The 12,024-nt window shown below is 72.4% G+C and carries 8 protein-coding genes; 2 read left to right on the top strand and 6 right to left on the bottom strand.

All coding sequences use genetic code 11. From position 1 onward, the window contains the following. Nucleotides 1-105: 105 nt before the first annotated feature. Both murJ and ACIRBX_RS06400 read right to left on the bottom strand, forming a co-directional pair. Nucleotides 106-2,469: a murein biosynthesis integral membrane protein MurJ gene (murJ, locus tag ACIRBX_RS06405; protein WP_402294064.1), complete on the bottom strand. Its 2,364-nt coding sequence runs from the start codon at nt 2,467-2,469 to the stop codon at nt 106-108. A gap of 45 nt (nt 2,470-2,514) precedes the next feature. Continuing rightward, nucleotides 2,515-4,995 carry a DUF6049 family protein gene (locus tag ACIRBX_RS06400; RefSeq protein ID WP_402294063.1) on the bottom strand — a complete coding sequence of 827 codons (2,481 nt, stop codon included), beginning with the start codon at nt 4,993-4,995 and terminating at the stop codon, nt 2,515-2,517. Nucleotides 4,996-5,379: 384 nt separating this feature from the next. On the opposite strand from ACIRBX_RS06400, the gene ACIRBX_RS06395 reads away from it, so the two are divergent. Continuing rightward, complete coding sequence (locus ACIRBX_RS06395) at nt 5,380-6,843, top strand: CCA tRNA nucleotidyltransferase (RefSeq protein WP_402295252.1); 1,464 nt, start codon at nt 5,380-5,382, stop codon at nt 6,841-6,843. Nucleotides 6,844-6,909: 66 nt separating this feature from the next. Here the strand turns inward: ACIRBX_RS06395 and ACIRBX_RS06390 are convergent, their stop codons facing one another. Then, on the bottom strand, nt 6,910-7,581 hold the full coding sequence (locus ACIRBX_RS06390; protein ID WP_402294062.1) for a hypothetical protein: 672 nt from the start codon (nt 7,579-7,581) through the stop codon (nt 6,910-6,912). Nucleotides 7,582-7,853: 272 nt separating this feature from the next. Here ACIRBX_RS06390 and ACIRBX_RS06385 point away from each other — a divergent pair, with 272 nt between their 5' ends. Next, complete coding sequence (locus ACIRBX_RS06385) at nt 7,854-8,534, top strand: restriction endonuclease (RefSeq protein ID WP_402294061.1); 681 nt, start codon at nt 7,854-7,856, stop codon at nt 8,532-8,534. Here the strand turns inward: ACIRBX_RS06385 and ACIRBX_RS06380 are convergent. From ACIRBX_RS06380 to ACIRBX_RS06370, 3 genes are all read right to left on the bottom strand, one after another. Then, on the bottom strand, nt 8,507-9,793 hold the full coding sequence (locus ACIRBX_RS06380) for an MFS transporter (protein WP_402294060.1): 1,287 nt from the start codon (nt 9,791-9,793) through the stop codon (nt 8,507-8,509). The two genes, ACIRBX_RS06385 and ACIRBX_RS06380, sit on opposite strands and share 28 nt — an antisense overlap. Before the next feature lie 119 nt (nt 9,794-9,912). After that, a complete protein-coding gene (locus ACIRBX_RS06375) occupies nt 9,913-10,995 on the bottom strand; it encodes an inositol-3-phosphate synthase (protein WP_402294059.1) in 1,083 nt (360 codons plus the stop codon). 130 nt (nt 10,996-11,125) lie between these two features. Then, complete coding sequence (locus tag ACIRBX_RS06370) at nt 11,126-11,791, bottom strand: helix-turn-helix transcriptional regulator (protein ID WP_402294058.1); 666 nt, start codon at nt 11,789-11,791, stop codon at nt 11,126-11,128. Nucleotides 11,792-12,024 lie beyond the last annotated feature (233 nt).

The raw sequence follows: 12,024 nt of genomic DNA, 5'->3' as shown, positions 1-12,024 counted from the left end.
CCGCTGGGCGAACCGACCGGTTGCGTTACGGTCTCGGCGGGCCGGAGTTCACCGTGCGGTGGCTTGCGCAGGCCCGGGAGAGCCACCGCACGGACTGACGGAGGGTCAGCGGCCCAGCCTGGCGCGCACCATACCGATCATCGCGGTCAGCTCCTCGATCCGCATCCGACGGGCGATCAGACCGAACACGGCCAGCTGCGCGCCGCCCGCCAGCACCAGGGTGACCACCGAGCCCGGCCAGTCGCCGAGCGCGCCGGTGAGCAGCTCGTGCAGCAGGAAGCCGAGACCCGCGCCGACCGCGGCGGCGGGCAGCGAGGCGATCGCCAGCCGGACGTAGGTCTTGGCGATCCGTCCGGTGTCCAGCCCGCCGATCCGGGCCTTCAGCCTGGGCACCGCGACCGCCACGCCGACGGCGTAGGCGAGGCCGTAGCCGAGGGCCATTCCGGTGACGGCCCACTGGGACGGCAGCAGGTACCAGCAGAGCACCGCGAAGGCCGCCTGGCAGCCCGCCACCCAGACGGTGTTGGCGAACGGCGTGCGGGTGTCCTCGTAGGCGTAGAAGCCGCGCAGCAGCACGTACTGGACCGAGTAGGGGATCAGGCCCAGGGCGAAGGCGGAGAGCATGTAGCCGATCGCGGTGGTGCCGTGCGCCACCGCGCCGCCGTTGCCGAGGCCGTAGATCGCGCTGCCGATCACCGGGCCCAGGGCGAGGAACAGGAAGGCGGCCGGCACGATCGCCACCGCCGAGGTGCGCAGGCCGTAGGAGAGGTCGTCCCGGACCGCCCCGGCGTCCTCGTCGGCGGCCGAGCGGGAGAGCCGGGGGAGCACCGCGCTCATCACCGAGACGGTGATCACGGCCATCGGCAGCTGCCAGATCAGCAGGGCGTTGGAGTACGCGGCCAGGCCGACGCCCAGGTGGCCGTCGGCCTCGGCGCGGGCGCCGGCGGCGGTGGCCAGCTGGGTGATCACCAGGTAGCCGGCCTGGTTGGCCAGCACGAACAGGAAGGTCCACTTGGCCAGCCGGGCGGCCTTGCCGAGGCCGTGGCCGCGCCAGTCGAAGCGGGGGCGGAAGCGGAAGCCGGAGGCCCGCAGGTAGGGCACCATCGCCAGGGCCTGGACGGCCAGCCCCAGCAGGGTGCCGAGGCCGAGCAGCCGGATGCCCTCGGGGGCGATGGTCCCGGGGGTCACCTCACTGTGCTGGAAGGTGCCGTAGACCCAGATGTACATCCCGAAGGTGAAGATCACCACGACGTTGTTGAGGACCGGGGTCCACATCATCGCGCCGAACCGGCCCCGGGCGTTCAGGATCTGACCCATCACCACGTGCACGCCCATGAAGAAGATGGTCGGCAGGCAGTACCGGGCCAGGGCCACGGTGGTGTCCGCGCTGGCCGGGTCCCTCATCAGCGAGTGCGAGATCAGCTGCACCAGCAGCGGGGCGCCGAGCACGGCCAGGAAGGTCACCCCGGCCAGGCCGGTCATCACCAGGGTGAGCAGCCGGTTGGCGTAGGCGGTGCCGTCGTCCGGGTCGTTCTTCATCGCGCGGACCAGCTGCGGGACGAAGACCGCGTTGAGCGCGCCGCCGCCGATCAGGATGTAGAGCAGGGTGGGCAGCGTGTTGGCGGCGTTGTAGGAGTCGCCCATGGTGCCGACGCCGATCGCGGCGGCGATCACCATGGTGCGCAGGAAGCCGGTGCCCCGGGAGACCAGGGTGCCGGCCGCCATCAGGGCGCTGGAGTTGACCAGCCCGGCCACCTTGCCCCCGCCCGGTGCCTTGGGCCCGGCAGCCGGTCCGGCATCGGCTCCGTCGGCCGGCCCGGCCGCGATCGGGGGCGCCAGCGGAGTGGCGGGCGGGCCGATCGCCTCGGCTTCGGAGAGCGGCGGGTCGAACTCGATCGGGGGGACGTACGGCTCGGCCGGGGTGCCGGGGCGGCGGGTGCCCGGGTCCCCGGTCGGGGTGGTGCCCGAGCCGCCCGCGGCGGTCAGCAGGCCGTCGACGCCGACGTACTCGGCGGCCGGGTCGGCGGGGTCGGCGGCGGGTGCGGCGGGTGCGGCGGGGACGGCGACCGGTTCGGCGGCCAGCGAGGCCCAGCGCGGGGCGGGGGCGGTCAGGTCGGGCTCGGCGGGGAGTTGACGGGCCGTCGGCCGGTGCAGCCGCAGGGTCTGCGGGTCGGCGGGTGCCTCCTGGGCGTCCGCCGCCGGCATCGCCGTCCCGGTCCCGGCGGGGGCGCCCGGAGCCGGGTCGGCGGGAGCCTCCGGAGCGGTGTGCTGCGGCGGTACGGCGGTGGCCGGGGCGCGCAGCCCGTACGGGTCCGGACCGGGCTCGGTCGGGTAGGGGTCGACGGCGTACGGGTCCTGGGCGTAGGTGTCCGCCAGGTACCAGTCGGCGGGCTGCGCCGCCGGGCCGTCCGGCCCGGCCGCGCGCCCCTGCTCACGGCCCTGTGCTCGGTCCTCGCGCGGCCCGCTCATGCCACCTCATCGCTGGTCGGGTACGGCCGCCCGTGCGGGGCGGCCTCAGTGACCCACCTTCTCATCACCGGAGGCGTGTTCCCCGGCACCTGCGCCGCTCTCCTGCGGCGTGCCTCCGGTCGCGGCGGCCCGCGCACCGGCCGGTGTGCCGGACTGCTCGCCGCCCCGGTCGGCGGTCCCGGCGGAGGCCGCGCGGTCTGCGCCGCCCGCAGCCTCCGTGGCGCCCGCACCGGCCGCGCGGTCGTTCCCGGCACCGGCCGTGCCGGGGGCCTCCAGCAGGGCCTCCGGGTCCTCGTGCGGCTCGTCCGCCCGCTTGCGCCGCTGCAGGGTGAAGCGGACGCCGGCCAGCAGCATCAGCAGCACGCCGCCGCCGATGACGTACAGCACGCCGGAGGTGACCGAGGTGACCTCCACCGTGAAGGCCATCGGCTCGCCGTACGGGCGGCCGTTGGTGGTCTCCAGCTGGGCGGTCATCGGGACCGGGCCGTTGCTCTTCGCCTTGGCGTTGAAGCGCAGGGTGCGGCTGGTCACCGCCTCGACCACCACCGGCTCGGGGCGGCTGACGAAGACCCGGTTCGGCTGGCTGGAGGTGAGCCGGATCCGGAGGTTGCCGACCGCCTGGTTGAGGTCGTTCTTCATGCTGACCAGGACGATCCCGTTGTCACCTGCGAGGGTGACCGTGCTCTTGGGGGTGAGCTTGACCGCGCCGATCAGGTTGTCCAGGTAGTTCTGCACCCCGGCCCGGTAGGTGGAGCCGGCCGGGCCCTGGTCGCGCCACTCGGTGGACATCGAGCGGACCATCGCCGCGTTGAACGGCCCCCGCACCTTCTGCGGCTGGGTGAGGATGAAGAGCAGCTGGTCCAGCTTGCCCTGGATGCCCATCACCTGGGCCAGCGTCTCGGTGGAGAGCTCGCCGGCCCGGAGCTGGTGCGGGTACTGGCCGGGGCTCGGCACGGCGGAGTTGGCGTTCGGGTCGGCCGGGGCGTTGGCCACGGCGGCCAGGCCCACCAGCTTGGCCCAGCCGCCCTGCTGGGCGGCGGCCACCGACTTGGCCAGGGTGTCGGCGGCGGCCGTCCCGAGGTTGCGCGGGGGGAGCACCAGCAGGGTGCGGGTGTCCGGCCGCTGATGGTTGATCACCATGGTCTCGGCCAGGAAGCGCTGGATCGTCGCGTTCTGCGCCTGAGGGGTGCTCAGGTCCTGCTGGAACAGCTCGGAGACGGTGGCGTCGGCCACCACGGCGGTCTGCCCGTTGCCGATCGGGCGGGCCGCGTTCGGGGTGTAGTCGAGCCGGTCGTCGGGCAGCGACCGGCCGTTGGCCAGCACCAGGCTGTTGCCGGTGGACCGGGCCAGTGCCGCGACCTGCTGGTCCAGCTGGCCCTGGTAGGGCCAGGACACGTTGGAGCTGATGTTCACCGAGAGGCGGCCCTCGGTGGTCACCTCACCGGCGGTCTGGGCCTTGCGCAGCGCGGTGTCCATGCCGGACAGGCCCTCGCCGTTGTGCGCGATCGAGGCCAGGTCCGGATCGGCGTACGGCAGCGAGACCACCTGGCTGCCGGCCGTGCCCACCGCCGTGCGGAGCAGCTTGAGCCACTCGGTGGCGGCATCCCGGCCGGCCCCGGCCACGGTGTTCTCCGGCTTGGCCGACTCACCGGCGGTGCCCGGCTTCTGCACCTGGTAGCCCCGGGTCATCGCCAGCACGGTGTCCAGCAGGTCCGGGTCGATCACCCAGGTCAGGCCGGCCAGGTCCTTGCCGGTCTGCACCAGCTGGTACAGCCGTCCGCCGGGTGCGAGCTCGGTGGCCAGCGAGTCGTCCCGCAGCACCGCCGTCTGGTCGTTCTCGGTGCCCATGCTCTGGGCGACCAGTGCCGGGGCGTGGGTGATCGGCCAGACCACCGCGAGCTGGGTCGGGTGGGTGTTCGGCTCGGTGGTGTAGGGCAGGAAGGTCCGGCCGATGCCCAGCGGACGGGCCTCGTCGTCGTCCTGGGTGCGCCCGATCGCGTCCACCGCGAGCTCCAGCAGCCCGCCCCTGGACGGCTTGAGGTCGGCGACCGGGAGGCTCACGGTGAACGCGCGGCTCTCGCCCGGGGCGAGCGTGCCCGTTTTCTCCCGGCCTGCGGTGATCGAGGTGCCGTCCGCGAACTGCTGCGGGTCGTTGCGCCGGGTGACGGCGTCGATGGTGCTCCGGTTGCCGATGCTGCGGGCGGTGCGCAGGCCCGCTTCGACGTCCTTGATCGGCGCGGGGCCGCCGTTGGTGATCCGCCCGGTGACGGTGACCCGGTCCTGCGGAGTGACCGCCCGGGGCGTCACCGAGTCCAGCGAGACCACCGCCGGGTACTCGGCCGAGGCGGCGGGCAGCGCCGGGGCGGCCGGGTGACCGGCCACGGCGGCCGTCCGGGCCGAGGCCGGCAGCGTGCCGCAGGTCAGCAGGGCACCCGCCGCCAGCAGCCCGGACAGCGGCCGGACCCATCGGCTCCACCGGGACCGGCCCGTCGCGCTCTGCCCCTGCTGCCGCACCGGCTCACCCACGCGTGTCGACCTCGCCGTTCTGGTTCGGAGGGCTCTGGATCGGAAGGAACTGGCGAGGCACCGAAGGAACTCGATGACCACGCACCGGACCGGGCGGGGGACGCCGTGACGGCAGCCGTGGCCCGGGCCGGATCTCACCACCGGCATGGTAACGAGGCCGGTGGGGCGCTGGTGTTGCGGGCCGGGAGCTCACGGGGCGTGACCGGCCGACGGGGCCCGGGGACCGGAGTCCGGGCGCCCGTCCGGATGGAGGACGCGGGGGCCCCGGTGACGGGTTCCGGGTGAACCGGACGAAACCGGGCGGCGGACGGCGGGGGCGGCCACGTACCCTTGTGAGCCGTGTCCACTGCCAACGCCCCCGGCGCCGAGTCCGTCCGCGCCCCGCTGCCCAGCACCGAAGCCGTCCGCGCCGCCGCCCCAGGTCTGACCGAGGCCCAGGCCCGGGGCCTCCAAGAGCTGCTCCGGGTCTCCCCGGTGGCGGACGAGATCGCCGGACGCTTCCGGGCGGCCGGGTACCGGCTGGCCCTGGTCGGCGGTTCGGTCCGGGACGCGCTGCTCGGCCGGCTCGGCAACGACCTCGACTTCACCACCGACGCCCGCCCCGAGCAGGTGCTCAAGCTGGTGAAGGGCTGGGCGGACGCGGTCTGGGACGTCGGCATCGCCTTCGGCACGGTCGGCGCCCGCAAGGACACCGCCGACGGCGGCTCCTTCCTGATCGAGATCACCACCTACCGGAGCGAGTCCTACGACCGCACCTCGCGCAAGCCCGAGGTGAGCTACGGGGAGAGCATCGAGGAGGACCTGGTCCGCCGGGACTTCACCGTCAACGCGATGGCGGTGGACCTGCCCGACCGCTCCTTCGTCGACCCGCACCACGGGCTGGACGACCTGGAGGCCCGGGTGCTGCGCACCCCGGCCACCCCGGAGGAGTCCTTCTCCGACGACCCGCTGCGGATGCTGCGGGCCGCCCGCTTCGCCGCCCAGCTGGACTTCACCCCGGCGCCCGAGGTGGTCGCCGCGATGACCGCGATGGCCGGGCGGATCGCCATCGTCTCCGCCGAGCGGGTGCAGGCCGAGCTCAACAAGCTGCTGCTGGCCGAGCACCCGGTGAAGGGCCTGCGGCTGCTGGTCGACACCGGCCTGGCCGGCCACGTGCTGCCCGAGCTGCCGGCCCTCCAGTTGGAGAGCGACGAGCACCACCGGCACAAGGACGTCTACGAGCACTCGCTGACCGTCCTGGAGCAGGCCATCGCGCTGGAGCAGGACGGGCCGGACCTGGTGCTGCGGCTGGCCGCGCTGCTGCACGACATCGGCAAGCCGCGCACCCGCCGCTTCGAGTCCGACGGGCGGGTCTCCTTCCACCACCACGAGGTGGTGGGCGCCAAGATGACCCGTCGGCGGATGCGCGAGCTCAAGTACTCCAAGGAGATGGTCGAGGAGGTCTCCCGGCTGGTCGAGCTGCACCTGCGGTTCCACGGCTACGGCGGCGGGGAGTGGACCGACTCGGCGGTGCGGCGCTACGTCACCGACGCCGGCCCGCTGCTGGAGCGGCTGCACAAGCTGACCCGCTCCGACTGCACCACCCGCAACCGCAAGAAGGCCGCCGCCCTCTCCCGGACGTACGACTCCCTGGAGGAGCGGATCGCCGTCCTGCGGGAGCAGGAGGAGCTGGACGCCGTCCGCCCCGCCCTGGACGGCAACCAGATCATGGAGCTGCTCGACCTCAAGCCCGGCCCGCAGGTCGGCCGCGCCTACAAGCACATGCTCGAACTCCGGCTGGAGCACGGGCCGATGGAGCACGAGGCGGCGGTGGCCGCGCTCCGGGCGTGGTGGGCGGAGCAGGACTGACTTCCCGTCAGGAAGTCAGTGGGGGCGTCCGGTGGGGGCGTCCGGTGCGGACGCCCCCACGGCACGTCAGTCCTTCAGGAAGTCCAGGCAGAGGGTGTACTTCCGGCTGCCCTGCTGCGCGATGAAGGAGCCGTCCGAGCTGGGGAAGCGGTCGCACAGCTTCTCGTCGGCGGCGTCGTCCACCTTGCCGACGATCCGCGCCTCGGCCTTCGGGTCGCTGCAGTCCAGCACCACCACGTCGGGGTCGCTGTCCGACTGGTCGGCCTGCACGGCCATGTGGCGGTTGTGCACGCAGTCGCCGACGGAGGCGTAGTCGGGGTCGCCGGCCAGCGAGTAGCCGAGCGCCCCGACCGCCAGCACCGGGAGCAGGATGCCCAGCGCGGCCGGGCGGCGGAGCACCGGCCGACCCGGGTTCATCGGCTGGCCGGGGGCGCCGGGGATGGGCTCGGCCAGCTTGTTGATCTTCAGGCGCTGGGGAATGTTGATCAGCATGGTGACCGGGTTGATGACGGCGGAGGCGATGCCCCACCAGCCCTGCCAGAGGCTCTTCGCCGTCATGTCGCGGTGCGCCGCGATGCCGCAGCTGCGGCAGAACGGCCCCTCCAGCTTGAGGAACTTCATGATCACCAGGAAGCCCTGGTGGCCCCGGATGGTCGCCTCGACGGCGGGTGCGGAGCCGCAGAACCGGCAGAACGGGCCGGGCGGCAGCGGGACGTGCTGGGGCGGCGGAACGGACAAGGGAATCCCCCGGAATGGATCGCGTGGTGAGAGAGAACGCCGAAAGCTATCGGGCGGGGGTGTTCCACCGGTAGGGAGTTTCCCGGGCGGTGGGGGAAATGACGCCTGGCCGTGATCATCGGGGCTTTTCCAAGATCGCCTGAACACCTGTCGCTTTAGCGGATCCGCTCGATGGTGTGCTCCAACTGCCGGGATCTGGCGGGTGGTTGGGCGGGCGTGGTGCGCTGTTCGCGGAGGCGGGACGGACCCGTCCTCCGGAGAGGGGCACGGTGATGGCCGTGGACGCGGTGCTGTTGGAGTCCCCGACGATGCGGGCGGTGGTCGCGGAGCGGGTGGAGGTGCTGGACCGGGTGAAGGCGCTGGCGGTGCTGCCGGACGGGGTGCACGTCACCACCGAGGGAGTGGCGCGGTACTTCGGGGTCGGCGAGACGGTGATCAAGGCGGTGATCCACGATCACCGGGGCGAGTTGGAGGCCGCCGGGTACCGGACGATCGAGGGCGGCGAACTGAGCTGTTTCAAGCAACTCTGTGGGATCCGGTCCCGCGCCAGGTCGCTCGCGCTGTTCAGCCGCCGGGCCGTGCTGAACGTGGCGATGCTGCTGCGGGACAGCGAAACCGCACGTCAGGTGCGGTGCCACCTGCTGGACGCGGAGCAGCACTACCGCCTGCAGCCTGTGGACAACCCTGTGCACCGGCCTGTGGACAACCGGTCGCGGTACCCCGAGGGGTCGGTGGACGCGGCGGTCGCGCGGGTGGCGGGGGAGGTGGTGCGCGAGGTGATCGGGACGGCGGTGGTGCCGGTGCTGAACGCGCTGGTGCTGGAGGTCGGCCGGAACAGCCGGAAGCTGGACGAGGTGTGCGGCCGGGTGGAGCGGCTGGAGCGGGTGGTGCTCGGCGGGTCGGGGCGGGCACGGGTGAGGGGGCGTCAGCGGGTGCGGGCCGAACGGGCGTAGAGGGCGGCGGTGACCGCGTAGAGCAGGGCGGTGACGAGCATCAGCGGGACGGAGCGGCCGTCGAGGGGGAGGAAGACGGCGGTGACGGCGGCGGCGCCGACGAAGGCCAGGTTGAACAGCACGTCGTAGAGCGCGAAGATCCGGCCCCGGTAGGCGTCCTCGACGGACTCCTGGACCACCGTGTCGGCACAGATCTTGACCGACTGGGTGACCAGGCCGAGCAGCAGGGCGGCGAGCAGGCAGGGGACCAGCGCGTAGGTCAGGCCGAGGGCGGGCACCAGGACCGCCGCCGCGCCGGTGCAGCCGGCGAGCCAGCCGGTCAGGCCGAAGCGCCGGGTGCACCAGGGGCTGATCAACGCGGCGAGGAAGAAGCCGACCGCCGAGACGGCCACCGCCTTGGCCAGGGTGGCCATGCCGGCGTCCACGTCCGAGGGGTCGTTGAAGGTGTTCCGGGCCAGCATCAGCACGGTGACCACCAGGATGCCGTAGCAGAACCGGACGGCGGTGATGGCGGCCAGCGCGTGGCTGGCCGGGCGGCAGTCCCGGACCAGGTGCCGTACGCCGTCGGCGAGTTCGCGCCCGGCCACCAGCAGGGTCCGGTGCAGCGGCGGCCGGTCGGGGTGCTGGTCGGGGCCGAGCAGGTCGGGGCTCATCCGCAGGGCGGAGAGCGCGGCGCACAGGTAGAGCAGCGCGGCGGCCGTGACCAGCAGGGCGTCCGCCGTGGCGCCGGGCGGCACGAACCGGTGGACCAGGAAGCCCAGGCCGCCGCCGGCCGTGGCGGCCACCGTGCCGAGGGTGGGGGAGAGCGCGTTGGCGGTGACCAGCTGCTCGGGCCGGACCACCCGGGGGAGCGAGGCGGAGAGCCCGGCCAGGATGAACCGGTTGAGCGCGGTGACCAGCAGGGCGGCCAGGAAGAAGAGCCAGCTGGGGGCCCGGGCCAGCAGCAGCGCGCCGGTCAGCAGGCCGAGCCCGGCCCGGGCCAGGTTGCCCAGGTAGAGCACCTGGCGGCGGCGCCAGCGGTCCAGCAGCACCCCCGCGAACGGGCCGACCAGCGAGAACGGCAGCAGCAGCACCAGCAACAGCGAGGCGATGTCGGCCGGGCTGGTCTGGCGCTCCGGGGAGAACACCACGTAGGAGGCGAGCGAGACCTGGAAGGCACCGTCGGAGAGTTGGGAGAGCACCCGCGCGGTGAGCAGTCGCCGGAAGTCCGCACCCCGGAGCAGTGCGCTGAGTGAGGTGCCGTTCCCCGTCCGATCCACCCGCCAAGGGTGCCACGACGCCGGGCGCGGTTTCACGTGAAACATCCCCCGGCGAAGCGAACGAGGGTCCTGACGTGACGTCAGGACCCTCGTTCAGGGGCTCAGGAGGAGAGCCGTGGTCAGCGCTCGACCTCGCCGCGGATGAACTTCTCCACGTTCTCCTTGGCCTCGTCGTCGAAGTACTGCACCGGCGGCGACTTCATGAAGTACGAGGAGGCGGAGAGGATCGGGCCGCCGATGCCCCGGTCCAGGGCGATCTTGGCGGCGCGGACGGCGTCGATGATGACACCGGCCGAGTTCGGCGAGTCCCAGACCTCGAGCTTGTACTCGAGGTTCAGCGGGACGTCGCCGAAGGCGCGGCCCTCGAGGCGGACGTACGCCCACTTGCGGTCGTCGAGCCAGGCGACGTAGTCCGACGGGCCGATGTGGACGTTCTTGGCGCCCAGCTCGCGGTCGCGGATCTGCGAGGTGACGGCCTGGGTCTTGGAGATCTTCTTGGACTCCAGGCGCTCGCGCTCGAGCATGTTCTTGAAGTCCATGTTGCCGCCGACGTTCAGCTGCATGGTGCGCTCGAGGATGACACCGCGGTCCTCGAACAGCTTGGCCATCACGCGGTGCGTGATGGTCGCGCCGACCTGGGACTTGATGTCGTCACCGACGATCGGCACGCCGGCCTCGGTGAACTTGTCCGCCCACTCCTTGGTGCCGGCGATGAACACCGGGAGGGCGTTGACGAAGGCGACCTTGGCGTCGATGGCGGCCTGGGCGTAGAACTTCGCCGCCTTCTCCGAGCCGACCGGCAGGTAGCAGACCAGGACGTCGACCCGGGCGTCTTTCAGGGCCTGGACGACGTCGACCGGAGCGGCGTCCGACTCCTCGATGGTCTCCAGGTAGTACTTGCCCAGGCCGTCGAGGGTGTGGCCACGCTGGACGGTGACGCCGGTCGGCGGCACGTCGCAGATCTTGATGGTGTTGTTCTCGCTGGCGCCGATGGCCTCGGCCAGGTCGAAGCCGACCTTCTTGGCGTCGACGTCGAACGCGGCGACGAACTCCACGTCACGGACGTGGTAGTCGCCGAACTGCACGTGCATCAGCCCGGGGACCTTGCCGGCGGGGTCGGCGTCCTTGTAGTACTCGACACCCTGCACCAGCGACGCGGCACAGTTGCCGACGCCCACGATGGCTACGCGAACCGAACCCATTCCGGTTGCTCCCTACTGATCTCATGAGAGCCGCCCGGACGGGCGGCCTCGCTCAACTTCTCTTCTCTGGCGGGCGCGACGCGCCCAGTCCCGCCGCCCACGCTCGGGGCGCGGCGGGTTCGGCGCTCCGTCAGGAACGCCCCGGGCGGTCGTGCGGTGGCCCCGGCGGGTCCGAGGACCCGGCCTCCTGGCCACGGCCGTCCGAAGTCATCTCGTCCGGTCCGGGACTGCGCCCGGCCCGGTTGGCCCGCTCGGTCTCGATCAGCTCGTTCAGCCAGCGGACCTCGCGCTCCACCGACTCGAGCCCGTGCCGCTGGAGTTCGAGCGTGTAGTCGTCGAACCGTTCGCGGGTGCGGGCGATCGAGCTGCGCATCCGCTCCAGCCGCTCCTCCAGCCGGCTCCGGCGGCCTTCCAGCACCCGCATCCGGACGGCCTTGTCGGTCTGGCCGAAGAAGGCGAAGTGCACGCCGAAGTGCTCGTCCTCCCAGGCGTCCGGCCCGGAGTCGGCGAGCAACTCCTCGAAGCGCTGCTTGCCCTCGGGCGAGAGCCGGTAGGTGATCTTCGACCGCTTCCCGTTCAGCGCGGTGGCCGGGACGTACTCGACGTCCGGGTTGTCCTCGACCAGGAAGCCCTGGGCGACCAGGCTCTTCAGGCAGGGGTAGAGCGTGCCGTAGGAGAAGGCGCGGAACGAACCGAGCAGCACGTTGAGCCGCTTGCGGAGCTCGTAACCGTGCATGGGGGCGTCGTGCAGCAGGCCGAGGACGGCGAACTCCAGCACTCCCGAGCGCCTGCTCACTCTCCCCCGCCTCCTTCCACCGTGCCCCGTATGCCGTGCCGATGTATCGGCTCGATATATCGAGAACAGTAAACCTGGGTCACGGAACGAGCAAGAGCGACATGGGTGAACGAGGTCACAGGATTCCTCCGGGCCGGACTGAGCATCCGTCAAGGTCCGTTCGGGGCCAGGTTGGCAACGGGCATGTAATGATCTGGCGGCGATATGCGCCGGTTGTCATCTGATGCCCGATT

The organism is Kitasatospora sp. NPDC096147 (assembly GCF_044763225.1).
Lineage (GTDB): Bacteria > Actinomycetota > Actinomycetes > Streptomycetales > Streptomycetaceae > Kitasatospora.
This window is presented reverse-complemented; position numbering and strand designations above follow the sequence as displayed.